Source organism: Chryseobacterium sp. MYb7 (assembly GCF_002979455.1).
GTDB lineage: Bacteria > Bacteroidota > Bacteroidia > Flavobacteriales > Weeksellaceae > Chryseobacterium.
Genome location: NZ_PCOU01000011.1, coordinates 89,236 through 115,695 on the forward strand (window position 1 = coordinate 89,236; position 26,460 = coordinate 115,695).

General features: G+C 33.7%; 28 protein-coding genes and 4 tRNA genes. 6 read left to right on the forward strand and 26 right to left on the reverse strand.

What is annotated here, in order from left to right; all coding sequences use genetic code 11:
* Positions 1–31: 31 nt before the first annotated feature.
* The gene (locus CQ046_RS10920; protein WP_105702271.1) at positions 32–262 is read left to right on the forward strand and encodes a hypothetical protein; all 231 of its coding nucleotides are present in this window, start codon (positions 32–34) and stop codon (positions 260–262) included.
* A gap of 58 nt (positions 263–320) precedes the next feature.
* On the opposite strand, the gene CQ046_RS10925 is transcribed toward CQ046_RS10920, so the two are convergent.
* The 10 genes from CQ046_RS10925 to CQ046_RS10970 form a co-directional block, all read right to left on the reverse strand.
* Positions 321–905 (reverse strand): superinfection exclusion B family protein, encoded by a 585-nt coding sequence (locus CQ046_RS10925; protein WP_105702272.1) that lies wholly within the window; start codon positions 903–905, stop codon positions 321–323.
* 105 nt (positions 906–1,010) lie between these two features.
* The gene (locus CQ046_RS10930) at positions 1,011–1,586 is read right to left on the reverse strand and encodes a hypothetical protein (protein ID WP_105702273.1); all 576 of its coding nucleotides are present in this window, start codon (positions 1,584–1,586) and stop codon (positions 1,011–1,013) included.
* A complete protein-coding gene (locus CQ046_RS10935) occupies positions 1,583–2,737 on the reverse strand; it encodes a hypothetical protein (protein WP_123906606.1) in 1,155 nt (384 codons plus the stop codon). The genes CQ046_RS10930 and CQ046_RS10935 overlap by 4 nt, the downstream gene beginning before the upstream one ends.
* A gap of 21 nt (positions 2,738–2,758) precedes the next feature.
* Positions 2,759–3,031: a terminase gpP N-terminus-related DNA-binding protein gene (locus tag CQ046_RS10940; RefSeq protein WP_105702275.1), complete on the reverse strand. Its 273-nt coding sequence runs from the start codon at positions 3,029–3,031 to the stop codon at positions 2,759–2,761.
* A 93-nt stretch (positions 3,032–3,124) separates the two neighbouring features.
* The gene (locus tag CQ046_RS10945; RefSeq protein WP_123906607.1) at positions 3,125–3,739 is read right to left on the reverse strand and encodes a hypothetical protein; all 615 of its coding nucleotides are present in this window, start codon (positions 3,737–3,739) and stop codon (positions 3,125–3,127) included.
* A 73-nt stretch (positions 3,740–3,812) separates the two neighbouring features.
* Positions 3,813–4,163 carry a hypothetical protein gene (locus tag CQ046_RS10950; RefSeq protein ID WP_105702277.1) on the reverse strand — a complete coding sequence of 117 codons (351 nt, stop codon included), beginning with the start codon at positions 4,161–4,163 and terminating at the stop codon, positions 3,813–3,815.
* Positions 4,156–4,404, reverse strand: coding sequence for a hypothetical protein (locus tag CQ046_RS10955; RefSeq protein ID WP_105702278.1), 249 nt, complete (start codon positions 4,402–4,404; stop codon positions 4,156–4,158). The genes CQ046_RS10950 and CQ046_RS10955 overlap by 8 nt, the downstream gene beginning before the upstream one ends.
* A gap of 35 nt (positions 4,405–4,439) precedes the next feature.
* Positions 4,440–5,318, reverse strand: a complete 879-nt coding sequence (locus CQ046_RS10960) for an ATP-binding protein (protein ID WP_105702279.1) — start codon at positions 5,316–5,318, stop codon at positions 4,440–4,442.
* Positions 5,319–5,385: 67 nt separating this feature from the next.
* Complete coding sequence (locus CQ046_RS10965; protein ID WP_105702280.1) at positions 5,386–7,458, reverse strand: hypothetical protein; 2,073 nt, start codon at positions 7,456–7,458, stop codon at positions 5,386–5,388.
* 153 nt (positions 7,459–7,611) lie between these two features.
* Positions 7,612–7,815, reverse strand: a complete 204-nt coding sequence (locus tag CQ046_RS10970) for a hypothetical protein (protein WP_105702281.1) — start codon at positions 7,813–7,815, stop codon at positions 7,612–7,614.
* A 61-nt stretch (positions 7,816–7,876) separates the two neighbouring features.
* Between CQ046_RS10970 and CQ046_RS10975 the strand changes: the two genes are divergently transcribed.
* Positions 7,877–8,503, forward strand: a complete 627-nt coding sequence (locus CQ046_RS10975) for a helix-turn-helix transcriptional regulator (RefSeq protein WP_105702282.1) — start codon at positions 7,877–7,879, stop codon at positions 8,501–8,503.
* 644 nt (positions 8,504–9,147) lie between these two features.
* On the opposite strand, the gene CQ046_RS10980 is transcribed toward CQ046_RS10975, so the two are convergent.
* From CQ046_RS10980 to CQ046_RS11015, 8 genes are all read right to left on the reverse strand, one after another.
* Positions 9,148–9,492 (reverse strand): YrhB domain-containing protein, encoded by a 345-nt coding sequence (locus tag CQ046_RS10980; protein WP_105702283.1) that lies wholly within the window; start codon positions 9,490–9,492, stop codon positions 9,148–9,150.
* A 100-nt stretch (positions 9,493–9,592) separates the two neighbouring features.
* The gene (locus CQ046_RS10985) at positions 9,593–10,096 is read right to left on the reverse strand and encodes a hypothetical protein (RefSeq protein ID WP_105702284.1); all 504 of its coding nucleotides are present in this window, start codon (positions 10,094–10,096) and stop codon (positions 9,593–9,595) included.
* A 78-nt stretch (positions 10,097–10,174) separates the two neighbouring features.
* Positions 10,175–10,519 carry a YrhB domain-containing protein gene (locus tag CQ046_RS10990; protein WP_105702285.1) on the reverse strand — a complete coding sequence of 115 codons (345 nt, stop codon included), beginning with the start codon at positions 10,517–10,519 and terminating at the stop codon, positions 10,175–10,177.
* A 6-nt stretch (positions 10,520–10,525) separates the two neighbouring features.
* Positions 10,526–13,027, reverse strand: a complete 2,502-nt coding sequence (locus tag CQ046_RS10995; RefSeq protein WP_105702286.1) for a hypothetical protein — start codon at positions 13,025–13,027, stop codon at positions 10,526–10,528.
* Positions 13,028–13,401: 374 nt separating this feature from the next.
* A tRNA-Leu gene (locus CQ046_RS11000) sits at positions 13,402–13,485 on the reverse strand.
* Positions 13,486–13,562: 77 nt separating this feature from the next.
* Positions 13,563–13,644: transfer RNA gene (locus tag CQ046_RS11005), tRNA-Leu, on the reverse strand.
* Positions 13,645–13,765: 121 nt separating this feature from the next.
* A tRNA-Leu gene (locus tag CQ046_RS11010) sits at positions 13,766–13,849 on the reverse strand.
* A gap of 77 nt (positions 13,850–13,926) precedes the next feature.
* Positions 13,927–14,008 (reverse strand) — tRNA-Leu (locus CQ046_RS11015).
* Between the two features lie 179 nt (positions 14,009–14,187).
* Between CQ046_RS11015 and CQ046_RS11020 the strand changes: the two genes are divergently transcribed.
* From CQ046_RS11020 to CQ046_RS11035, 4 genes are read left to right on the forward strand one after another with little or no spacing between them, the layout of a single operon-like run.
* On the forward strand, positions 14,188–14,565 hold the full coding sequence (locus CQ046_RS11020) for a DUF3127 domain-containing protein (RefSeq protein WP_105702330.1): 378 nt from the start codon (positions 14,188–14,190) through the stop codon (positions 14,563–14,565).
* 60 nt (positions 14,566–14,625) lie between these two features.
* Positions 14,626–15,279, forward strand: a complete 654-nt coding sequence (aat, locus tag CQ046_RS11025; RefSeq protein ID WP_105702287.1) for a leucyl/phenylalanyl-tRNA--protein transferase — start codon at positions 14,626–14,628, stop codon at positions 15,277–15,279.
* Positions 15,266–16,144 (forward strand): DMT family transporter, encoded by an 879-nt coding sequence (locus tag CQ046_RS11030; protein WP_105702288.1) that lies wholly within the window; start codon positions 15,266–15,268, stop codon positions 16,142–16,144. The genes aat and CQ046_RS11030 overlap by 14 nt, the downstream gene beginning before the upstream one ends.
* Positions 16,145–16,191: 47 nt before the next feature.
* The gene (locus CQ046_RS11035) at positions 16,192–17,055 is read left to right on the forward strand and encodes a hypothetical protein (RefSeq protein WP_105702289.1); all 864 of its coding nucleotides are present in this window, start codon (positions 16,192–16,194) and stop codon (positions 17,053–17,055) included.
* A gap of 45 nt (positions 17,056–17,100) precedes the next feature.
* Here the strand turns inward: CQ046_RS11035 and CQ046_RS11040 are convergent, their stop codons facing one another.
* From CQ046_RS11040 to CQ046_RS11075, 8 genes are all read right to left on the reverse strand, one after another.
* Positions 17,101–18,483 (reverse strand): tetratricopeptide repeat protein, encoded by a 1,383-nt coding sequence (locus tag CQ046_RS11040; protein WP_105702290.1) that lies wholly within the window; start codon positions 18,481–18,483, stop codon positions 17,101–17,103.
* A 207-nt stretch (positions 18,484–18,690) separates the two neighbouring features.
* A complete protein-coding gene (locus tag CQ046_RS11045) occupies positions 18,691–19,659 on the reverse strand; it encodes a zinc-binding alcohol dehydrogenase family protein (RefSeq protein WP_105702291.1) in 969 nt (322 codons plus the stop codon).
* A gap of 103 nt (positions 19,660–19,762) precedes the next feature.
* Positions 19,763–20,341, reverse strand: a complete 579-nt coding sequence (locus tag CQ046_RS11050) for a Crp/Fnr family transcriptional regulator (protein WP_105702292.1) — start codon at positions 20,339–20,341, stop codon at positions 19,763–19,765.
* Between the two features lie 47 nt (positions 20,342–20,388).
* Positions 20,389–21,771, reverse strand: a complete 1,383-nt coding sequence (gene glmM, locus CQ046_RS11055) for a phosphoglucosamine mutase (protein ID WP_105702293.1) — start codon at positions 21,769–21,771, stop codon at positions 20,389–20,391.
* 64 nt (positions 21,772–21,835) lie between these two features.
* The gene (locus CQ046_RS11060) at positions 21,836–22,852 is read right to left on the reverse strand and encodes a DUF4421 family protein (RefSeq protein ID WP_105702294.1); all 1,017 of its coding nucleotides are present in this window, start codon (positions 22,850–22,852) and stop codon (positions 21,836–21,838) included.
* 218 nt (positions 22,853–23,070) lie between these two features.
* Entirely contained in the window at positions 23,071–25,104 is a 2,034-nt protein-coding gene (gene feoB / locus CQ046_RS11065; protein WP_105702295.1) for a ferrous iron transport protein B, read from the reverse strand.
* Positions 25,104–25,358, reverse strand: a complete 255-nt coding sequence (locus CQ046_RS11070; protein ID WP_034693968.1) for a ferrous iron transport protein A — start codon at positions 25,356–25,358, stop codon at positions 25,104–25,106. Before CQ046_RS11070 ends, feoB begins: the two co-directional genes overlap by 1 nt.
* Positions 25,359–25,490: 132 nt before the next feature.
* Complete coding sequence (locus CQ046_RS11075; protein ID WP_105702331.1) at positions 25,491–26,387, reverse strand: GLPGLI family protein; 897 nt, start codon at positions 26,385–26,387, stop codon at positions 25,491–25,493.
* Positions 26,388–26,460: the final 73 nt, after the last annotated feature.

Below are 26,460 nucleotides of genomic sequence, written 5' to 3' on the forward strand. Positions count from 1 at the left end.
ATGTAATTATAAATTTAGTATATTCAGTTTTATGAAAAAAGAAGTATTATTCAATGGTAGGGATCTTTCAAAAATAACCCAAAACGACCTAAGTAAAATTTATCCGACCTTAAACCCTCTTTTAATTTCTACCGACGAAAATATTAAAGGTGATAAATTAAGAGTTTTAGAATTGTTAGTATTTGCAGAAAATTATAATATTGGTGATCTGCAAAGTAAATTAGCCACTATATATAAAAAGGTCTACCCAGATATTTTTTAATGATAAAAATAGAAACAGTATCACTTTGATGGTGTTTTTATTGTAGTTTAGTGAAAATTTAACCTCTATATCCATAATTTGCCCACTCCGGTCTCTCACTTTGAATTTTGGTTCTGTTTTCTTCTGTAAGTTCAGTAGGTATTTTTAGTAATTGATCGTTTATGAGAGGTAGGGCATATTCTGATATAGAATACGGCCAATACTGACCAGTAATAGTTGCGGTTCCAGTGTTAGAAGCTTTATATATTATCATCTTATTTTCTAAGCTCACAACAGTTTCATTTAAAAATGGTAATTGAAGTGTTGATTTTCCATTAATAAAAAACTCTCTTAATACAAATATTTCATGATTTGTTAACCTTTGAAGGTTTTTGATTACTGCTTTTTTCACTTTTTTATTAGTGATTTTGTCTCTAATAATTCTTATGATATATGATATTAACGACACTAATAAGAAACCTATTGATGTAATAAAGGTTATTCCAATAAATTTTCCGTATTCTGAAATAAATGATTCAAGTTTCAAATGCTGTATATATTGTTCGGGTGTAAACAATAAAATAGCTGAAATAATGAACAATAAAAAAATAAGTTTCATTGGTATTTTGTCCCAATCAAAAAGCTTCCCTATTAAATTTTCCATGTTTATTTATACGTTTTTTTAAAAATGTAATTTACGAAATAATATAAAATTTCTGTAGATAACTTTGGGGTTATTACGAATAAAAAAAGCAGTGATCAACTTTGATCACTGCTTTAATATTCTATCGGCTTTACAATCCTCTATTAACTTATTTAGATAAAAATAAACCGTTCTTTGAGCGTCTCTTACCGTAATATTATGAAGGATTGATAAATTTCGATAACCCGGCATATTAAAAGAAAAATAAGCTCTAAAAATCGAAATATTTGGCAGATGTTTATATTTAATAAAAAAATTTCTTTGATCTAAAACAATTTTAAGGTGCATACGATATTTGAAGACATCTTTTAAATTAAAAGTTTCTTTGGATCCATAATAATATTTTAGAATTTCAATAATATCATTTTCTAATGGAGGATCTATTTTGTCTAATTTGGTCTTATACTCTAAATTTTCAATATTGAAATTCTGATTATTTCCGTCTATATATTTTATTTGTCCTGTTTTCATTGGGATCTTCTTAAATGTCTCTATCATTAATTTAGGAAGACTTATTGACGTATTTTTAAAGGTAAAATAACCACGTTTGCTTACCTTTAGAATTTCATCTCTTTTTGTATTTTTAACGGATCCGGTTTTACTGATACTTATTCCCGGAATTTTTGTTTTATAATAACTCATTTGTTTGCACTTAATTTTATTCCTGGTGTAATGGTTCTTACTCCTCCGTTTTCATTGAAATTAGTTGTCACACTCTCAACATTATAAATCCCATCCTTTTCGGGAAAATCTTCGTCATATATTCCAATACTATAATTTGGCTCGACATACGGAATAAGCCATGCTGTAAAAGAGCCTTCATAACCCGGAGCCATTTTACGATCAAATTCTAATTTAGCTCTCTTTTTCATTTCTGCATTGCTAATTCTATTTACTTTAAATTCAAACTCTTCACCTCCTGTGTTACCATATTCCACTTCATTTGTAGTTCCATTTTTAGAAGTCGTAACAATTTTAACTTTTACTTTCCTATCTGTAGTGTTTATATAAGCTAAATTTGAACTTTCTATATTATGTTGCATTGAATAATCACAATTAGAATCTATATTTTTCTTTTCAATATATGGCATTTTAAAATGCAACTCGGTAACCATTTTATCTGTTGATTTTTTATACAGATCAGTATATAATGATGGAATACCATTTACACCTATTATAGTATCCATAAGACTACCGTTGTATAGTGTTGTAAAATCAGTACTTTTGCCAAGATTTGAAGAGTCATAAGATTTAAAATAAACATCAGCTCCGGTATCCTGCTGTAATTGTTGCAAAACATCAATTGCATCAGCTTTAAAAACTGTGAATTTTTCGTATGCCATGTCATAATCACAAATAATCTTTATTTTTGGATTGATTGCATTCACTACATAGTTTAGTATTTCTTTTACCGATGTGGCAGAAAATGATTTATTTTTAACTTTTTTTCTGAACTGGAATAATTCATCCTCACATTCTAAGATCATCCCTTCTTCATCTGTTTTTACTTCCTTTATATATCCCACAAATTCGAGTTTTAAATCGTCATTATATCCTAAATGGATTTTAATTTTTTGCCCTCTTTGATAGAGTTTATAAATTTTATTTTCCGGGTTCCCTTCATCATCAAAATTTTCTAAGAATAGTATATGTTTATTTAAATTAAATATAGCACATCTTAAAGATGCTTTATCAGAAAGATTTTTAATACTTTTTTCTATAACAATGTCTGTTATTAGCGGACTGGGAACATAATTACCCTTGCTGTCGGTAACTTCTACAATGAAATTCATTTGAAACATAATAATCTCTATTTATTTTTTACAATATCTCCAAATTGTTGTCCGGCTTATTTTTAGCATTTCGGATATACTTTCTATTGTGTATCCTTTTTGTCTAAGTTCAATTGCTTTTGCTCTCAAATTGCCGGATTCTTTTTGTTTTTTCCAACTTTCTTTTTGATGCCATTTTTCAAGGGTTCTTCTAGGAATATCAATAAGTTTACTAACTTCACATAAATTTAAACCCATTATATAATATTTTCGAGCTGCATCCCTTTCAGATTCGGTATATGACTTTTTTTTCATTAGACTTTATTTAAAAAGTAACTCCGTTTTGACGGAGCTACTACCATGAAACAAACTTTAAAGTCATTGACTAGCAATAAGACTTAACAAAATTTAAAAATAACGCGCTATTGCTTCTATATTTGAATCATACTTTTTGGCATCATTCGATTCTTTTATCATGAAGGTTCTAAAATCATCATAATAAGCGTATTCAGGTTCTTTAAGTAGATTTTTGAGTTCTGAAAAATCTTCTGCTATTCTTTTTACCAGCTCGAAGGCTTTTAACTGATCAGAAGTTTCAGTATAGAAGGTATATTTATCTGTCAATTCTCTAATATATTCAGGATTTATAAGCATTTGACCTTCTGAAACTATTATGTGATCAATATATCCGATATGGTTTAGCCTAAATTCATCTAAACGGATTGTTTTTTCTATGTTGTTAACTAAATCCTCTACACCTTCCGGTTTTTGGAGTAATTCGTAAAGTTTTTCAGGATCTAACATTAGATCTCCAACCTTTAAGTTTTCACCTTTGGTTAACAGCATCATAAAAAATTCTTTAGGCTTTATAAAAAACGTTTTTAGATCTTCTGTTTTTAAATCACCAATATTTAACTGTTTATATTCTTCAAAAAAAGGCTTAAAAGCATTAATTGCATTTGTGATCTTTGTTTTTGATTGGTTTATTTTTGACTGATCTGTGTATAATAATTGTTTTTCCATTTTGATTAATTTTAAAAGAAACCCCATTGAAGGGGTTTCAATTGATTACAATATTTTAATTTGGGTGAGATCTTTATTTTTTAGATTCTGTATTCATTATTTCTGCATATTCTTTTGGGAAATTTTCCTTAAATGAAAGCTGTTTTTCTAATGGTAGTTTTTCCAAATCCTGAAAGGTTTTAATTTTCTCATTTAGTGGCTCGTATTCATCAAAGAAATTTTCTAATATTGAAGTTTCTATTATCAGTTCTTTTCCAAAAATAGCTTGATACGTTTCAGGTGCATCATTTTTTATTTTTTTTTGAGTCTCAATAGGAAGCTTTTGAAAAAGATCCCTTGCTTTACTTACTGTTGCATTTGTTTTGTTCATTGTTGAATTTTTTAAATTAATTTTTGCATTAAAAAAGAGTTTTTCTTTATCCATTATTTTTATTTAATTCGTTTTGTAGTAATTCTAATAATCGTTTGACCTGCATAAAGCTGAATATATCACTGTTTTCAAGGCTTATCTCATCTTTATGAAGTAAGCTTTTAGCGATATACATGTAAAATAAATTGATGATTGAATCAGAATAAAATATTAATCCTTTGTCACAAAATTCTGCCATATCTTTTATTTCTTGCATGGCTTCGGGGCTGAAAGATTTTAATGCGTGTGATTTCATATTTAAGAGTTTTGATTTTTATTGTTATGATAATATTAAGCGCTGATTTTTATTAAAGTGTCTAAATGTCGTAAAGTGGTCTCTTTATCAAGGCATTGTTTCACTAATGTTTCTACAGGTATAGAACCTGTATGATTTATTTTAGCGACTTGATATAGAAGTTCGTATTTAAATGCTTTTTTATCGGCTACACCTATAGGTGTAAGTTTTATATATTCATCAGAGAAACGGCTAAATATTTCAGCAAATCCAACCTTTTTAGAATTGATACCTTTTTCGATTTTAGATCTCAAACCATCAGCCCCCATCATAAACCATCCACAAAAACCATCTGTTGCGTTCCATAGCTCTTTTAGTTCCAGAAATGCCGTATATTCAAGGTCGCCAGCTTCATCCAAAATTATTACAGGATGATCCATCTGATTTAAATAATACTTCAAATTTTCTTTTACATCTACATACTTGCCTTTATTGTCTATTCCAAGTGTTTTTGCAAACAACTTTATAAATTGTTGTTTGCTTTTTGCTTGTGAACAGTCAATATAAAAGGCATTTTTTAGTGATTTAATAATGTTTCTTGCACAGAAGGTTTTTCCTATACCACAATCATCTACCAAAATCATAGAAGTGCTGTATTGTTTACAGAAATTAATACTACTTTCAATGTTTTCGTAAACTTTTGTCTTTACGATTTTCCAATTAGATTTACGGATATTTATATCAAGTTCACGCCCTATTTGAAGCCATTGGCTATCTGAAATGATTCTATCTATTTCCCCATTGGCTAAACGGCTGTATATCGCGCCCGATAGTCCGTAAATCTTTGCAAATTGTGCATTCGTACCACCAAAGTTTGGACGACGATTTAAAAGCGCCTTTCTAACATCGTTTTTGTATTCTGTTGTTAAATGCATAGCTGTTGGTTTTGTGTTGGTTATTTTATTCTGTATTTGCTGGTTTTAATCTTATCTATCAATAAGATTATTTAAAAAATGAGTTCTGCCAATTAACCGTACTTACTGCCGGAACATTATAGATATCATCATCAGGGATATCAATTGTCTGTGTAATTATAGGATTTGCTGGAACAAATGTTCTGCGTTCTATTCCAGGAATAAAAAATCGGTTTTTAGGTTGCGGTTTTGGTTGTTGAATGATATTAATTCTTTGCAGTGCTTTTTCCTGACGTCGTATAAATCCTTCAACACTTGCAACATATGAACTTTGTAGTTCTCTTGACTTTCTGCATTCTTCTGTTTGTTCTATAGTAGCCCGGTTGTATTTTGGCATTTCCTGTACTTCACAAATAAAACGTCCTTGATAATAAGCTAAAGCTTTTAAAACATTTCCCCGGTTATCATCGAGCCAATACACATCTATTTCTTTTCCTTCTATAATTTTCATTACATTAATAAGATGTTCGCCTAAACTAATTTTTCCATTCTCTGCAATTGCCCTTGCTTTGCCTTGCAATTGTATATATCCTCTGTTACAAGATGTCTTTTGATGATAGCCTAAATGTGGTAAAATTGCTTTCCAGTTTGTCGGCTTTAATTCCGGGTGCTGCATTTCTAAAAAATATTCCCATCTTGTTTTTGAAGGATCAACGGAGTGCGGGGAATTATTCCAGTCGTAAATATCATTTATACACTCTTCAACAATTCTTTCATATGGTAACAATGGAGCTTCTTTAGTACTTTTTTGGTTTGATTCACTTAATGAGTACGGTCTTGCCAACCATCCTTCACGTTGTTTTTCGGATTCATATCGTAATGATCTGAAATACCTTTCAATCCTTTTACCTCTTGCGTTATTGGCCTCAATTCTCACATTTTGGAACATATAGCCCTCTTGTAAAAAAGTATTTGTAAAACTACTGTTTAAAGCGCTTTCCGCTTCTAATCCATCAGGAATATTGATGCCCCATTCTGTATAATTCCTAATCATTTGTCTATAAAAATCCAAGATAATTCCTTCTTTTGATTTGCCGTAAACGAAGACTGTAAAACATTCACTACCAAGATCTATCCCATTATAAAACCAAATTCTTTTACCTGATAAATCTTTAAAAGGCGGATTTCTATCATCAATAGAAATCAAGGAACCTGCAAATTTTGGTCTTTCAAGTTGGTGAGGAGGAATGAAATTATTAATATACTTTTGCCTGTCACCGGATCTCAATTTATATGTTGCGGATTTATTTTCCCATTTTGTTAAATAAATCTTTACTGTACTTTCCGAAAGGCTTGGATATTCTTTAGGTTCATAAATTTCACCAGTGATTTCGTTGTAGACTTGTGCAGATCCCTTTAAAAAAGCATCATAAGCCCGATGTATTTCTGTTGCTGTAGGTTTATGTCGTTGAGTAGCAAAAAGACCTGTTAAAATGCTTAATACCTTTTCATCAACTTTTAACGAATTGATTTTACGTTTACCTTCGACATCTTTTATTATTGATAGATAATTGTAATCAAAAGTTTTCCCATTGTATTTAAACTCTGTTTCAAACTGATTTAAAGTCTCTTTAAAACGAGTAGGATGTGTTGGGAGGTTATGAATAGGCATTTTTTTTCTTTCTAGGTAAGTATTAAAACTATTACTGCTATTACATAAAATCCCATTTATTCCTTTTAAAGACATTCCTAAACTCATCCTTTCGGATATGTATTGTTCTCTAAGATGTATTAAAGCAATTAATATACTTGCATTTGTAATATATCGCTTCTGTTCTATAGGTATCAATGCGTTTCCGTCCGGACGTCTGAACATAGTGTAAAAATCTACAGCGACAGAATCAGTTCTATAATAGTTTTGTAATTCATGTTCAACTTTACGAGGATCTCCCAAAGCATCCTGAATGTTTTCAGGCAATGAATCGAAATCAATTAACAATTTTCTATTTCTACAACCCCTTTGTAATGATTTTATTCCGTATTGATTATTACGGTTTCTGCTAATCTCTGTAGAAAGGACGTTTTGACTACTCCAAAATCTTGGAACCAGTTCATCTACCATTACAGCGATCTTATTTGTATTATTCCAAAATTTTGGCATCGTTACACAATTTTATTACTGTAAATTCTTTTTGTTGTAAAAGACATTAATCCCCAAAACAGACAATGTTTTGTTCTTTCTTCAATATAATCGCTGTACAACCTGAAATAGGTTCTTGTATAATTTGTGTAAAATGGTTTCATAATAAGTATGCTAAGAATTAGTTATGTCTTCATATTCTTTTAAAATTCTCTTTGCTTCTTTAAGAACTTTCATAACATTAGTAACTCTTGCTTCTTTACCTTTTAAAATATTATCTACAGTTCTATAATTCATACCTAACGATTCGGCTATTAGCTTTTTTGATCCTAATGGTAAACTACTACCTAATTGAATAATGTTTTCCTTTGTTTTCATATATTTGTATACTTTAATAACATTGCAATATTATAAAATGTTATTTAAATAACAAAATGTTATGAATGAAATTTTAAAAAATTTTAGAAAACACATAGGGTTAACACAAAAAGATTTTGCGGACAAACTTGGGGTAAGTCGTGCTACAATAGCTCAAATAGAGGTTGGAAACAATAATTTAAGTACCGATTTACTATACAAAATAAAAAAAGTCTTCCATGTAAATTTGGAAGAGTTAGAGCTTAGAGATGGTTATTTAAATAACAAAACAAGTAACACTTTGTATAATCCAAACAATGAAAATAATGAAGTTTTAAAAAATCAAGATACTGAGATAGCTGATAATTATCTTAACGTAAATAAATATGCGTTTAAACTTGCAGATTTAGGGATGTTACTTGATGATAATATGAAAATGCTATATTTTATATCAAGTATTTTGAAAAAGTATAATTATAAATTTACAAATAAGGAAAAAAGAGAATTAAAATTCTATGAAGGCTTAGATGGACTTTTAATGAATATAAGAACTGGAAAAGAAAAAATAACACATGATGAGTTTGAACATTTAAGTAGAATTATAAAAAGTAGTTTATTCAGTTTCATTAATGGAATGATGTTCAGAGCCGAAGAATTATTGGAAATGAATACCTCATTTGATTTTGACGAAATTTTAAAGCCTAATTAAAACAATTCTTTATTATTGTTTATAGCATTTGCTAACAATTGTTACTGTTATTGTTACGTGTATAAAAACAATATGTAAATGTCAAAATAGCATCTCACATATCTTTTTAAATCAGCATCTAAACAAACAAACCTGTAAGATGCATAATATCAAATAAATACAACGCTTTAATAATTTTGCTAAAATTAAATTAAGACATTTCTATGATGCTTTTTATTGCTATTTAAGGGTTGTTTTCGCATTTAGCATCACTTTTGAAGGTATATATTTGCTGTGTCCTGCTAATCCAAATGTTAATGCAATTGTCAATCCAAATGATAATCCAACTAAAAACAAATTGAAAACTAAAGCAAATTTTTTGCTATAATTTTTCTAATTTATTGTCTGTGATTTTGTAAAAAATAAGCCTGAAATGGCTGATTTCAGGCTGTTTATTGTAGTATTATGGTGCATCAAGGTTCTATACTTACTGTATCAAATTATTTGAAGTTTTTGAAAGTCCATTTATTGTACTAAAATTGTACTAAACAGTAATAATTTTCACATTTTGATTAATCCAATTTTTAGGCTTTTTTCAACAGGAATCCTTTATTTACAGGGCTTTTTCGGGCTTTTTTATATCAATTACATTTTTTTACAATTAGCTATCCCCTTAATACAAACCGATCTTCGTCTGGATACCAATAAGTAGTCAAACATAATCCTAGAGTATCATTTTCATAAGATTTTATATAATCATCTAGATTACCGGAAGTACCAAAAGACACTACCCTTCCTGATTTTTTTTCTACTAAAAATGGAGCATTACCCACTAAGGATTTATTAAAATCTCCTGTTAAAATATATTCTTTTGAATTATAACGGTAAATATTACCGTATGGTTTTTTGATAATACTTTCTGGATATATTATTACTTCAATATCACCATCCCCTCCTCTTTTTTTTAAATAACGCTCTGCTATTTGTAGTAATTCTTTGTCTGTTAACATAATTTTTTCAATTTTGTGTTGTTGTTTTTAAGTTGTTGAAAATAATAAAAACAGCAATAAAATTACTGCTGTTCTCATTTTCATATTGGATATAATTTATTTATAAGATTTTATTCTTCAAATATTTGTCATAAGTTTCTAAATAACTTAAAATAGATTTGGCAACGGTTTCATAAGTTCCATCAAAAGGAATAGGTACATATTCATCATAGCCATAATCTTCATACATTTCGTCAGCAACTTCATTTTGAGTACGTATTTTATCAATTACTTTCGTTTTACCTATTACCGCTGTACTTGCATTTCTAAAAAGCATCCAATTAGTTATACCTGCTGGTTTAAAATTAACGATATATTGGGATATGCTAGAATTAATGACACTTAATAAAAATGTTTTTTCATTTATCATTGACTTTCTAAAATTACTACATGAAATTGCTCCTATTGGAAGCAAATAAAACCCATCAAACGATTCATCTTGTTCATAAACGACTTCGACAGTTTCACATAAGATATTGTTTAATGCTTTTACAAATTCAGGATATTTATTAAATCCTACAATCTCCTTATCTTTTAGTTCTAATAATTTTATTGGTAACATCATTTTTTTCAGTTTTGTGATTTTGAAGTATTAAAAATAATAAAAAACAGCAGTAATTTCACTGCTGTTTCTATTTTCATTTTACTTGTAATCAAACCGATCTTCATCGGGATACCAATATGTGTCTAAAGCTGTTGGTAATGTTCCATTTTCATAAGATGTTATATAATCTTCTAACCTTCCTGCAGTGCCGAAACCAACCACTCTCCCCGTTTTTTTTTCTACTAAAAATGGAGCATTCCCTACCAATGATTTATTAAAATTTCCGGTTAATATATATTCTTTTGAATTATAAAAATAAATATTGCCATAAGGCTTTTTAATAATTTCATCTATGTATATCATAACCTCAATATCCTTACCTCGTTTGCTTAATCTTTGTAAATAACGTTCTGCTATTACTAGAGTCTCTTTGTCTGTTAGCATAATATTCTATTGTTTTATTTGACCTGCTTTTGTGTACATAAACTTTTTATAATTCCTTTGGATAAAATTACCATATTCTCTTGTTTGAGCAAATATTACATATTCTCCTGTTTGACCGTCAAATAAATGTAACCTTTTTTCCTTTTTCACTGCTACAAAATAATGGCCATCAACTTTTCCACTTGGATAATATTTTTTAGCACCATAAATGATAGCAATTTCATTTTCTACTAATATACCTTCTTTTGCTAAGCTAGGAATTGTTGTTTCACCAAAGCGACCTCCTCCACATTTTGCTATTATGTCTTCAAACGGTTGAAATCCTGAAGGTTCAGCCACCCGCAATTCACCTGTTTTAAGAAATCCTATTATAACTTCTACCACATTAGCACAATTCTCATAACCAACCTGCTTTATTACATTATTTACCAATTCATGGTTAAAGTAAGGCATTGCTTCTTTCATTTTTTCAAAAGGGTTTTTAATTATGGTATTTGAAAATTGTTTTTTTCCTACTATAAATGCTTTTACCTCTGCTTCAACGGTTGTTTCTACAATAGAAAAACCTGGTGGCACATGCCCACCCAAATGCTCCAGCTCTTCTACTAATTTTTCTCCCTGTAAATTACGCCATTTTTTGTAGAACATATGCATTTCTGCCTTGGTAAACTCTTCTATCACTTCACCTTTGTACACAAGAGCATAAGCATTTAAAAATTTCCCTTCCCTTTGTCCATATAAAAAAATGACTCCATTTTCTGCCATGGTGTTACCAAGTGCTCTGTATTCCGCACCAAGAAAAATTTCCTTGGGTTCCAACACTTTTATCGTATTCCTTTGGAAGTTAGAAATATTGGTTTCCAGCACAGCTTTTAACACCAAAGTCTTAAGATAATTCTTAGCACTTCCGTCTGCCATTTTTGCGATCAGTTTGGCTGCTCCGCTATAAAAACCGCCTACAACAGTTAAACCTGCCAATGCAATACCTCCCACCCTATAAATCTCTTCCCAGACTGCCAGAAATTCTGCTCCTCCTTCATATGTAGCAATTTCTTCTTTAAATGCCTGTACGGTAAGGTCAGCTCCTGCCAAAGAAATATCGGCGGCAGCCAGTAAAATAAAATAAGGGTTTCCGGTCGCGGCCAATGTAGCAACACCAATTACAATAGCCACAAGATTAGCTGCAATACGGATATTCTGCTGCACAACCGCCCATTCTTCTGCATCTGCCAGTGCTTTCAGATAAATAGCAGGCACCAGATAGGTTTCTTCTTTCTCTCCGCTGATATCTGTAAGATACACCATATCCAGAGGGTGAAACTGTGTCCCTTCATCCAGATCTTCTGTAACGTTCTCCGTTGCATTGGGATCACCTTCTTTTGGGACAATTTTCACATTTCGCTGTACCTCTTTTTGTTGCTGCAAGAAAAAAGTATCCCTGTACTGATCATTACTGCCCTGGAAAATGCCCCTTTCCAGAATATCACTGTTTATTGTATAGCCTTTTCCAATGGTAAAAGATTTTGCTTCTTTTTTCCGCTTGTCATTATTGGCAAACATTGAAAACAGCATCATGATATTGGCCAGAATCATCCGGTTGGTTTGCATCTTACCATCATACTCCGTGCTCCCGTCTAAATTGTAATAGATCCTGTTCAGTTTATCCGGATTTTCGCGGAAATAGGCGAGCACAGGAACCGGATCTCCAATGGCTTTGAAAACCTGTATCACTGCCGAACTGCTGTCTTTGAAAATATCCGAATCATCACCATTTGAAAGGATTTCAAGATGATTAAAAAGCCTCAGATTGTCAATATGCTCAGAAAGTCCAGACAAAATAGTTTCAGGAATGTTTTCGTAGATGAATTTCAGAGATTCAGAATTTTCATGCTTTTTGAGCGCATCTGCGAAGTTTTTCAGAAAGTATTTATAATCATCATCATAGTTATCAATATCACCATAGCCTAATACTATATTTAAATCTCTGAATTCCTGATAAGAACAGGTTTCCAAAATAATTGCTTTTTCGGCGCTTTGACCATACAAAAAATTGATCCTGTAATAGATTTTTTTCTTGTTCACAGCGATCTCCTGAGTTATTTGTGTCTTATTCCATTTCACAGATACATTTTCTGCTTTTGAATTCAGATAAGCTTTCAGCCTGATGAAATTTTTGCCTGGAAGAGATATGCTTTTATTTTGAGTATTGGATTGGTACTCATTCGGATTGTATTCCAACATATAATCCCGCATCCCGCTGTTTGCATATTTAATTTTTGAAACCAGAAGTTCAAGGTTAATATATTCATCCGTCTGCCAGTCTGTAATATCTGAAACCGAAGACGAAGCTGGTGGTAAAGAGGTTTCTTTTTGTAAATCTGTGGGTTGTTTTAATGTTTTGCTAAAAAAAGATTCACTGGACAGCAAATGATTTGATAAAGACTGCAGGGTTCTTTTACTCGTTTCATCGAAGTCGTCAAAATCGTTAAAATAATTGTCATAGTTCATTGCTTAAAATTTTAGGTTAATAAAAATTCAGCATGAAAATCGAAACAAAGTTTAGGGAAAAAATTCAAATATCGGATCAGGATTATCTTTAATTTTAAATTCTATATAACATCCGGCACAGAATATTCCTTACTTTGGTATTGAATTTCATATTTGTATTTTATTGTTACAAATATCAATGCGGAAAGCGACAGAACTTGACGTATTAAAATTTAAAGGCAAGCGTTACTTAATTTTTGAAATCTTAGTTAATATTATAAACAGATCAATCAAAGTGGCTATGGTTGAAACACATCTTATAAATAAGTCTGAATATATAGTTGTGATTATTAGAAACGAAAAATCCCTCCGTAATCAGATTACAGAGGGATTTGTACCCCAGACGGGACTTGAACCCGTACGTCCTTGCGGACACAGGATTTTAAGTCCTGCGTGTCTACCAGTTCCACCACCAGGGCATGGTGTGGGTAAAAAAAAAGATTCGAACCAGAGGTTCCAACCTTCTCAATGATTCTAAAAGACTCTTTTAGAATAGTGCGGATGAAGGGACTCGAACCCCCACGCCTCACGGCACCAGATCCTAAGTCTGGCGTGGCTACCAATTACACCACATCCGCAGATTTACCATTCTCTTTTTACAGATTCCGGCTATATTTCTTACAAATATAAAATATTTTATTTAAAGAACACTCTCTATTAAAACAAAAAACCCTCCGTAAGATATTACAGAGGGTCTTGTACCCCAGACGGGACTTGAACCCGTACGTCCTTGCGGACACAGGATTTTAAGTCCTGCGTGTCTACCAGTTCCACCACCAGGGCATGGTGTGGGTAAAAAAAAAGATTCGAACCAGAGGTTCCAACCTTCTCAATGATTCTAAAAGACTCTTTTAGAATAGTGCGGATGAAGGGACTCGAACCCCCACGCCTCACGGCACCAGATCCTAAGTCTGGCGTGGCTACCAATTACACCACATCCGCTGGTTTTTTTATACTGTAAGTTTTAAAGAGCTTGCTTCGTTTTTGTGAGTGCAAATATAGGACAATTTCCTTTAGCACCAAACTTTTCAGAAAAAAATATTAAAATTTCTACATTTTTTTTTCACGGCACCTTTTATTACATTTCATTTTCTTACTTTTACATCGTTAATATTTACGATATGGAATTACAAGGAACGGTAAAGAAACTTTTTGATGCTCAAACATTTGCGAGCGGGTTTCAAAAAAGAGAAATGGTTATTTTAACTCAAGAACAGTATCCACAGCCGATAAACATAGAATTTTTATCTGATAAAATCAGTTTATTAGATAACCTTAGAGAAGGAGAAAACGTAAAGGTAGGAATCAATATCAGAGGTAGAGAATGGGTTTCTCCTCAGGGTGAGACGAAATACTTTAACTCTATTACAGGATGGAGAGTAGAGAAAGTTTCTGAAAATGCTTCAGAACCTACTCAGGCTATGCCTCAGCAGTCCGCATCTCCCGTTTCTAACGAAAATCCGTTTGCCGGAGACGATGATGATGATTTACCTTTCTAATTAAAGAATAAAGATCAAATATAAATCCTGCTTTTTGAAGTGGGATTTTTTTTCTAAAAAATGGTTCGATTAGACGAAAACGAGATTTCATTTCCCGACCCTGAGCTGCATGAGGGGCATGAGGGAGTAGTTGCTTTTGGGGGCGACCTGTCTGTAGAACGTATTTGGTTTGCCTACCAATTGGGTATTTTTCCCTGGTACAATCCTGGAGAAGAAATTCTCTGGTGGTGCCCGGATCCAAGGTTTGTTTTGATTCCGGAAGAATTAAAGGTTTCAAAATCTATGAGAAAGATACTGAACAAAAATGTTTTTACTTTCTCAGAAAATCAAAATTTCAGGGAAGTAATCAGAAACTGTCAGCAGGCAACAAGAAAAGGACAGTCAGGTACATGGCTTTCTGATGAACTGATGGATTCTTTTATCCAGCTTCATGAATATGGTCTGGCCAAAAGCATTGAAGTGTGGAAAGAAGGAGAGCTTGTAGGTGGCTTTTATGGGTTACAAATCGGGAATGTTTTTTGTGGAGAAAGTATGTTTGCTAAGGTAAGCAATGCTTCCAAAGCAGGATTTATTCATTTTGTAGAAAGCAACAAAGACAAATTCGAACTCATTGACTGCCAATCACATACCGAGCATCTTGAAAGCCTGGGTGCAAAAATGATTCCTAAAAAAGAGTTTCTAAAAATCTTACACGAAAATAATGAACGCAGATAAAGAAAAATGGGTTCTTCTGATTATCCTGAGTATTATCTGGGGATCATCTTTTATTCTGATTAAAAAATCCCTGGAGCATTTTAATCCGTATCAGGTAGGCTCTTTAAGGGTTCTTATTGCCGGGATTATTTTACTTCCGGTTGCGATTTCCAATTATAAGCTTTTCCCTAAAAAACATCTGAAGTGGCTCATTTTGGCTGCTTTTACAGGGAGTTTTATCCCAATGTTCCTGTTCCCGATTGCGGAAACTGAGGTGAGCAGCAGTATTGCAGGGATTATCAATTCAATGATGCCTATTTTCGTGATTATTGTAGGTGGATTGGTATGGAAATTCGAAACGACCAAAAAACAGATTATAGGAACGTTAATAAGCTTCACAGGAGTCTGCATTCTGGCTTTTGGTGATGGTGACAGTGGAGAATTGAAAATGATTCCCATATTGCTGCTGTTATTGGCTACTCTATGTTACGCAATGAGCACAACCACTGTAAAATCAAAACTTATGGAAGTTTCCTCCACAGTCTTATCTGCTTTTGTATTCTCATTTGTTTTATTATTTCCGTCCGTTATAGCATTGACAAGTACAGGATTCTTTTCGGAATTCAGCTTTTCAAAAGATAACCTGATGGGGCTTATGTTTGTGAGTCTCCTATCTGTTTTCGGAACCGGCCTGGCAATGACAATGAATTATCGTCTGCTGAAGGTTTCCTCTCCTCTTTTCGCTTCCACAGTTACTTTAATAATGCCTATAGTAGCTATTATCTGGGGAATTTTAGATGGTGAAAAGCTGACTTATTTACAATTTATAGGAGCAGGAATTATTATTGGAGGCCTTATCTTTTTAAGAACAAATCCAAAAAAATAAAATCATATTATAAATTAAATTATATTTGGGTGATTTAACTTATAACTATGAAAAAAACTTTACTTTTTGGTATTTTAGCCTTATGTGCAGTTTCGTGCTACAGTTCTGATGACACTCCTTTTGATAACAGTGACCCATCTGCTCAAAACGTTATTCTTCCTACAAAAATGACAAAGGATGGTATTGTCATGAAGATCAATTATAACGGAACCAAAATCATCAGCATGATTAACAACATTAATCATGGGCAGAGAATTGAATTCACTTATACCGATGATTATGTGACCGGTATTAAAAATTACGAAAATAATGTTCTTGAAAGCGCCGTTGAATACGGATATAACAATGGCCGTATGGCAACAGCTGTTACGAAAGAATATTCTACTACCGGAGCAATAGAGAATACAGTTACATTTACCTATACTTACACAAGTACGACTGAGATCAGTGTAAAAAGACTAACGAATTCGGGAACTGCAGGGACATCTACCATCAATAGTGTATTTACCTACAACAATGGAAATATGGTAAGCAATGTAGGTTCAGGAACAGGAACGGTAAATGGAAATACTGTTAATTACACTGAAAAAGAAACCTATACTTACACGGATAAAAACTATCCTTTTAAAAATGTAAAAGGCTTTGACAAAATCATATTCAATGGCAATGAAAGTGATGGGGTAAGCATGTTATTTTCGAATATAAAGAACAGCTTAAGCACCTATAAGGGAGAGTTCACCAATACTACGGCCGGAGGAGGAACCGGAAGCGGAACGAGTGCCCATAAATACACAACCACATTTAATAGTGCCGGCTACCCATCTGTAGAGGACAGACAAACGCTGGATATCAATGGGAACCCAACCAGTAGCGCTCCGGATAAATTTGTTTATGAATACAATTTTCAATAAAAAAAACCTGCGTTTCAGCAGGTTTTTCTTTTATTTTAGATGATTCTAGTTCTTTTTCCTCACTTTACTGGCTTTTACTTTTTTCACCTCATCTTTAATGAAAGGATATTTTTTCTGCATATCCTTAGCTAAAGACGGATCAAGTTCTAATGCCTTTTGAAGTGATTCCATTCCTTTATCCTGATCTTTCAGGTTGTAAAAACAATTACTCAACTGATAAAAAAGCTCAGCTCGGTGATGTTTTTTCAGGGCACTATTCAAAACAGTGACCGCATCTTCGTACTCTCCTACCAACATCAAAACTTCTGAATAGGCATACCAGTTGTAGAACCTTGAAGGCTCTGCATCTACCAGTTTTTTAAGACAGGCAAGGCTTTCTTCAAACTTCCCTGAATCAATGAATAAAAACGCAAGCCTTTTCTGATAGTCAAGGTTGTTTTCATTCAGCTGGGTAGCTTCTTTGGCATAATGCAATGCTTCAGACATTCCGCCCATTTCTTCGTAAAGATAAGACTGCTCCATCATGGCAAGATAAAACTGAGGGTCTTCTCTCAATGATTTCTGGAATGCATTTAAAGCTAAAATAGGCTGTTTCAATGCCTTGTTGCACAATCCTATCTTATAAAAAGTAAATGCTTTTGTATATTCCAGCTCCAGCATTTCCTCATAAGTCTCAATGGCCTTCTGGTATTGTCCCAAAGCTTCATAACAAGCCGATTTATTAGCATATACTCCCACAGAGTTTGAGTTGATTGCTAACAGATAATCGTACCCTCTTATGGCTTCATCATAATTTTTTCTGTTGAAATAGAATTGTCCGTATTCAAACCAAGCGGTTTCAGAATAAGGGAATTCGTCTAAATATTCATTAAGAAAGGCAATCGCCTCCTCACTCTTATTCAGGTCACTGAAACACACCATAGCGTTTTCCAGCGAATATTCATCCGTAGGATCTTCCTTCAGTGCTTTTCTGTAATGTTTAAGAGCGTTAAAAGGATCTCCGAGATTCACATATTCATCCGCAATAAAGTTGTGGAGAAAGTTTTCTTCTTCCTCTAATGTCAAAGCCTTTTTGCAGATTTCAATGGATTTTCTGGGATTTCCTAAGTTCGAATAATACTTGGCATAGCAAACCAAAAAGTCTGTATGCTCCATAGAAGCACCTTTCAGTTCGTCAATAAGTTCTTTCGCCGTATTATACTCTTCCCACTCCAAAAGGATTTCAAGTTTTTTGATCTTGATATCCAACGAATTGGGATGAAGCTTCAGACCATAACTTACCGCCATATCAGCGTAATTAAAGTCACCCAGCTCCAAATAATAAACGATGATGTCTTCTAACTCTTCGGTATCGAAGTAGAATTCGTCATTGTTTTCCATCATTTCCTCGAACTTTTTTACAAGTTCATTTCCAAAATACTCTTCCAATAGTGTCCTCTTTGTCGGCCCAACGCTTGAATTTACTTACAAACCTCGGCAAACGTTTAGTTAATAATACATCTGAAACTGATATTCAAATATTTATGCAAAGTTGCAACTTTTTTTTGAATTTTCCATTTCATTAATTTCTATTATAAAAATAGTAAAAAAAGAAACCCGATAAAAGGATTGTGGATAAAAAAATGGAAATTGGGGTTAAATTCTTATCACAAGACGTTTTCCGCTTTGTATCTCATTATTCCACGCAGCTTCGATATTTTTTATATCAATGTCCTGAGTTTCCATTTTTATTTTTCCGTCTACGGCTGCCTGAAACATTTCCGGAATGATTTCTGAAAAAAGAAGTGCAAATTCTTCTTTCGTCCAGCTTCCCAGCCCAGATCCTGAAATCTGAATATCCGTACCTCTGAGAATCTGTGAAGACAACTGAATAGTATCTCCGCTCATTCCTCCTATGTTTACCAGTTTGGCTTTATGAGAAAAGGAACCATCCCCTTTAAAAGCAGACAAGATCATTTCTACAGAATGTCCCCAGATATAATCCAAAACAATATCTATAGGGGGTTCTTTATGAATATCTTTTATTTTTTGCTTAAAATCATGATCGGTCATCTTTAGAGAAACAGCCTCATCAGCCCCCAGCTCAAGTAAAGACTGTAAAGATTCTTCATTTCTTCCGGTAACGATAATCTTTTGGGCTCCGTATAATCTGGCTACCTGAACGGCAATTCTCCCTGTAATTCCTGTTGCTCCATTGATCAGAACTGTATTCCCTTTTTGTATTCCTGCCTTGAATTTTAATGCCATTGCTGATCCCATAACGGCATTGGGCAGTGCAGCAGCTAAGGAAAAATCCAGTTCTTCAGGGATTGGAATGATCATTTTCTTATCTGCTGCAGCTTTTTCGGATACGGTTCCTTTTTTACTGAAAAAATAGACTTTATCTCCATTTTCCAGATATCCTGCTCCATCTGTTCCGATAATTGTCGGCTGATGTTCCTGATTTTCTGTGGAATAATGGTTTCCTCCGGCTCTGGCTCTATCCAGGTTTTTAATTGAGGCTGCTTTTACGGAAACCAAAACTTCATTTTCCTGTACTTCAGGATCCGGAAAATCTACATATTGAGGAATACTTCCTTTTTCAAATACTATTGCTGCTTTCATTCTTTTAATTTTTATACAAAATTATGAGGGATTAAGGATTTGGAGCGATAACATTTGTTATCAGTTTTGGAAAGGGGAGCTGGAAGAGGGAGGCTGGGAGTTATTAAAGTCCTTCTTTCAATATTTTGCTTTTGATTCTGCTGAGATGTACTGTAGTAATCCCGAGATAGGAAGCAATATAATGCTGAGGAACCCTTCTGATGATCTCCGGTTTTTGTTTAACCAGATTCAGATATCGCTGCTGCGGCGTGTCTTTAATGAATGAAAAGAAGTGTTTCATATAGTCGAAGACCCTTTCGAAGAGAGCATCCATAAAAAGGTTTCTGAGCTCCGGATTTTCATAAACTTCTTCCAGGAAAGCTTCCACATCAGGTTTATTGATTTTGTATAAGATACATGGTTCTATGGTTTCAAACGATACCATACTCGGCAATCCTTTTTTAAAACTTTCAAGGGAAGAGAACATTGTATTTTCAAGAAAAAACTGGAAGGTTACGTCTTTTCCGTCGTTATTATACCATGCTCTGACGATGCCCTTTTCAATATAATAGGCATTATAGGAAACCTCATCTTCTTTTAAAAGTAAAGTTTTGGCAGGAACTTCCATGCGCTCGAAGCTGCCAAGAAATTTTCTCCATTTTTCTTTGGGGAAAGGAAATCTTTTTTTGATATGTTCAAACATTCCTGATAAAAAAAAGAACGGACACATTGTCCGTTCTTCGTCTATTTTTAGATTAAACTCTTGATTTTAGCAATGATGTCATCTCCTAACTGATCTGCTTCTTCCTGAGATTTCGCTTCAGTATAAATTCTGATAATCGGCTCTGTATTGGATTTTCTAAGGTGAACCCAATTGTTTTCAAAGTCTATTTTAACACCGTCTACGGTAGAAACCTCTTCATTCTGATATTCCTGCTCCATTTTGCTTAAGATAGCATCTACATCAATTTCCGGTGTAAGTTCTATCTTCTTTTTACCCATGAAATAGCTTGGATATCCTGCTCTTAATTCGGAAACCGTTTTGTTTTCTTTGGCTAAATGAGTTAAGAATAAGGCTACTCCTACTAAAGAGTCTCTTCCGTAATGCAATTCAGGATAGATAATTCCTCCGTTTCCTTCTCCTCCGATCACTGCATTTTTCTCTTTCATCAAAGTAACAACGTTTACTTCTCCTACAGCACTTGCAAAGTATTCTGAATCGTGGGCATTTGCTACATCTCTCAATGCTCGGCTTGAAGACAGATTGGAAATTGCAGCTCCTTTTTTATTTTTCAACAGGTAATCAGCCACGGCTACAAGTGTGTATTCTTCACCAAACATTTCCCCTTTTTCATCAATCAGAGCTAATCTGTCCACATCCGGATCTACTACAACTCCTAAATCAGCGTTTTCTTTCTTCACCAATTCACAGATATCTCCCAAATGTTCTTTTAATGGTTCAGGATTGTGTGGGAAGTGACCGGTTGGTTCACAGTATAATTTAATGGTTTCACAGCCTAATTTATCCAAAAGCATAGGAATCGCAATTCCTCCGGTAGAATTTACCGCATCAAGAACGATTTTAAAGTTTTTCGCTTTGATAGCTTCCACATCTACCATTGGTAAATCCAGAATCTGCTGAATATGGATATCAAAAGCATCATCTCTTGTTTCGTATTTTCCAAGATCATCTACTTCTGCATAGTTGAAATCTTCACTTTCTGCCAAAGCCAGTACCTCTGCACCGTTTTCACCAGTGATAAATTCTCCTTTTTCGTTTAATAACTTAAGGGCATTCCATTGTTTTGGGTTGTGGGAAGCGGTAAGGATGATTCCTCCGTCTGCATTCAGCTCAGGAACCATTACTTCAACTGTTGGTGTTGTAGAAAGCCCTAGGTCTACCACATTGATTCCCAATCCCTGTAAAGTAGCTGTTACCAGGGAAGAAACCATTTGTCCAGAAATTCTGGCATCTCTTCCGATGACAAGGGTAAGGTCTTTTTTATTTTTATTATTCTGAAGCCAGGTTCCGAATGCGGATGCGAATTTTACCACATCCAGTGGTGTTAAGTTATCATTTACTTTTCCACCGATGGTTCCGCGAATTCCGGAAATAGATTTTATTAACGACATTATGTTTTTAATTTATAGTTTTTCTAAGTTTTCCAGAGCAAAGATACTTAAAAGACCTTTCAACTTATAGAATGGGAATCTTTTTTTGGATTTTATCATAGGTATTTTTCACAACTTTCGGTGGTGCAAAACGATATCCTATGTATAAAAGGCCATAGAGGTTATTATTCTCTACGGTCTGGTTGTTTTTCTGATCGTAGGAATTGGCATTAAAATTCATTTTTCCTCCGAATAAAAAGCGATCTGTATTATAACCTACGTGCAGACCTCCCTGCATTCTTATAGTAGCGTACTGCGCATTTTCTTTTACTCCTCCATTTTCAAAATCCCTGTAACTGGAGAATTTTCCTCCAATTCCAACAGCCAGGTAGGGAGAGATATTTACTTTTGTCCCAAGTACCCAATTGTAGAAATATCCGATATTACCTCCAATATTGTATTGGGTTTCTTTGTCTTTTACTCCGTCAATGGTATTTCTGAAAATGGTGAGATCATAATCTACAAAAGGAACCCAGCTGCCATTGCTTTTCTTTTGCCATTCACCCTGAGTGTAGACTGTTCTTGCTGAAAAATTTTTGTTAAGAATATAAGAGGTAGAACCTCCAAAACTTTGTACTCTAAGATCAGGAAACTGAAGGTACGGATCTCTTCCTTCCTCCCATTGCGGGAAAAGGTCTTTCATATTTTCCACATAAAAGCCTCTTACATTTTTATAATATAGATTCTGGATGATTCTACCAGGAAAAAACCTGAAACTGAAATCGGTATAGGAACTTTTCCCTTTCATATTGTCATCATTATTTCCTTCTAAAAACCTGGGAGCAAATGACAGTGTTGCACTTATGATTCTATAATCGACCGAAAGGGATGTTTTTGTTTTATTGTTGATGGACAGGATGGTTTGATTTGCATTCTTTCCTTCTCCCTCTGTAAAGACATAGCTCTCGATATTGGTATCAAGATTCACACGAATCATTACCTGGTCTGCATAAGACTTGGTATTTATGGTATCCGACTGTGCTTTTACCTGAAAGACAAATAAAGAAAATAATACAGCTAATCCTGCTTTAAAAAAATTCAAACCGAATAATTTACATTAGAAAAATGAAATTACTACATTTTTTTCAATTATCCGATGAATACAATATTAAGAACAACCGCAGTCTTTGTCGCAGTTGGTTCTTTTGGAGCTGAATTTCTTGGGTGCGAAATTCTTTTTAAGTACTTTAAATAATGAGTAACAGGCGAATGCTACAATTAATGCAATAAGTACGTACTGAATAATTAATGATGAGTCCATTACTTTAAAATCTGGTATACTATCATCGACACAAAATATGCCAAACCTGTCATCATGACTACCTGAAAGCCGGTCCATTTCCAGCTTTTGGTTTCTCTGTAGACTACTGCAAGTGTAGAAACACACTGCATTGCAAATGCATAGAAAAGAAGAACAGAAATTCCTGTTGCAAAACTGAAGACTTTTTCTCCGTTGGGTTTTACATCTCTTCTCATTTTATCAATTACTTTTACTTCCGGAGCATCATCTTCCAAACTGTAAAGGGTAGACATTGTACCTACAAAAACTTCTCTCGCTACGAAACTTGTAAGAATTCCTACGCCCATTTTCCAGTCGTAACCAAGGGGAGCGATTACAGGTTCTATTCCTTTACCCATTTTAGCAAGGTAAGAATGATCCAGGTGAACATCTGCAGCCACAAATTCGTTTGTTTTCTGGCTTGGCCCGAAATAGCTCAGGAACCAGATGATGATACTTACAATGAAAATTATTTTTCCGGCTCCGGTAATGAAGTCCCAGACTTTTCCTAAAACCATTTTAAGGTCATATCCGAAAAGTGGTTTTTTATAGGCAGGGAGATCCATCACCAGATATGTTTTTCCTTTACTTTTAATAAATCTTTTAAGGATAGCTGCTGAGAATAAAGCGACAAGGAAGCCAAGGAGATACATTCCCATCAAAACCAGTGCTTTATATTTTATTCCCAAAAATGTTCCTTCTGAGATAATCAATCCGATGATAATACTGTATACCGGAAGTCTCGCAGAACATGTCATAAAAGGTGTTACTAATATGGTCAGCAGTCTTTCTTTTACGTTTTCAATATTTCTTGTAGAGATTACTGCGGGGATAGCACAGGCAGTTCCTGATACCAGCGGAACAATACTTTTCCCGTTAAGTCCGAACGGACGAAGCAATCTGTCCATCAAAAATACAACCCTTGCCATATATCCTGAATCTTCCAACAGATAAAGGAAATACAACAGGATTCCGATTTGAGGGGCGAAAACTACAATTCCTCCAATTCCGGGAACGATTCCGTTTGAAATCAAAGAATTAATTGGTCCTTCGGGAAGGTGTTCGCTGGTGAATGCTGCCAGCCATGAGAAGGAACTTTCAATCCAATTCATTGGATATTCTGCAAGGAAGAACACACTTTGGAAAATTACCAGCAGGATAAGTAAAAAGACTATATATCCCCAGAATTTATGAACTAAAACTTTATCGAGTTTTTCGGTTAACAATTCTTTGAACTGAGCTTTTTTAGAAATGACATCAGCCAGTATTTTGTCTACGTTCTGATATCTTCTAACGGTTTCCTGAACCTGTAATCTTTTTGGAACCAAGCTTTTAGAATCCGGTTCATTCAGCTGTTCCATTACAGAACTTATCCTTCCCAGATCTCCGCCCAATGAAAGGCTCATCCAGGCTTTATATTCATTGTCGAAACCTTTGTGTGCCGCCAGTTTTTGAATAAAATCTCTATGTTCGTTAGGCGTTTCAAAAGAAAGGGTATTTGTTTTTACAAACTCGTTATTGTAAACCGCTTCTCTTACTTCGTCAATTCCTATATGTTCTTTGGCGTTGGTCTGAATAATTTTAATCCCTAATGCTTCAGAAAACTTTTGAATATCTATGGTGATTCCTCTTCTTTCTGCCTGATCAATCTGATTGACAATCAGAATCATCGGAATACCAAGATCCTGAATCTGCTGAAACAAAAGCAGTCCTCTTTTTAAACTTAATGCTTCAAGAATGTAAACAACTCCCGCGTAGTTTTTCTGTTCATCGATAAGATATTTGGAAAAAATAGCCTCATCTTCTGAACTCGGGTATACACTGTAAGAGCCTGGAAGGTCAATTACTTCCACTTCTTCGTTTTTATAAGAATAATTCCCCGAATGGCTTGCAACGGTAACGCCGGCATAGTTTCCGGTCTTCTGCTTTTTGTTGCAAAGCGTATTAAAAACCGTTGACTTTCCTACATTAGGATTTCCGACTAAAAGTATCTGTTTTTTCTTGTTTTCCTGCATTAATTCAATTCTTCAACAATGATGTAATCTCCTTCTTCCTCACGAAGAGCAATCCGGCTTTTTTCTGCTCCAAACTCCACATACATAGGCCCATTGAACGGCGCCTGATACAAAATTCTGAAAGTGGTTTCCGGAAGAAGCCCCATTTCAATGATTTTATTGGGCATTTTAAGATGGTCGTTATCATACCCCAATATCTTCCCCATTTTGTTTTTAGGGAATCCACTTAATTTATGTAATCCTTTCTCTTTCAAAGCCTAATTTTTAGTCCTGCAAATATACGCTATTTAAATTTAATCTAAATAACGTTTGGAATAAAAGAAATCAACCCAAATACATTGCTGTATCTGGGTTGATTCAAAATATAATTTAGTTGATATGAATGCTTATTTTTTCTTCTTTTCAGAAGCTTGTTCTTTTTCTATTGGATTGTCATTAGCATTAAAAAAATCTTTAGCCATTTTTTCTTGCTTTTTTGCCATTTCTCCAATTGTTATATCAGATCCTGGCATTTTCATGTTCATCATTTCCGGAGTAATCTTTTGACGAAATTCAGCCATAGGGTCTTGTTTAAAGCTAGCATAAGCCTTTTCAAACTTATCTTTTGTTGTAGGAGTTACGGTTTGAGGAACTCCATATTTTGCATTGATCTTATCTGAATTGGACATTTCTTCATAGTTTTCAATCTTTTTATTTCCACTTAGTTTCCAAGAGTAGTTTTTCTCAGAGTCTTCAATTTTAACAATTAACCCAGGAAGTCCATAAAATTTGTATGGCCCATCTTGAAAAGGAATATCTGTACTAAACCATGCTATCCATTTTCTTCCTCCAAATTCTGTAGTTGCTTTTTGCGTATTATATTCTCCTACTTTTTCTTTTTCTGATAAAATGTTCCAATTGAATTTAATATCATCATCATAACCAAATAAATTCATACTCACTCTATCAACATACTTTTCCTTCATTTCAGGATAAGTTTTAATAATCTTATATGAAAATTTAGGCATTTTAATAAGCTTCGTTATATCCTTCCAGCTTTTTGTTTTTTCCATTTCGTCAACTGCAACTTTAATAATGGAATCTTGAGCTGGAATTGTATAATCCTGATATATTGATTTTTTGGGAGTAATATCAAGGATAGTAATGATCTTATCCAGTTTTGCCGAATCTTTCTTGGGTTTAAAAGTCAGTTCATAAAAGAAACGGTTGGCGGTTTCTTTTGATTCCTGAGCTCCTGCAAATGCAAAAAGAGTGATAAGAAATATAGAAAGTAATTTTTTCATTATAGCAAGTTTTATATAATTAGTACTCACATGTCTTCTTTTGTTACACTTTTTTTGAAATTTTATTTTCTGG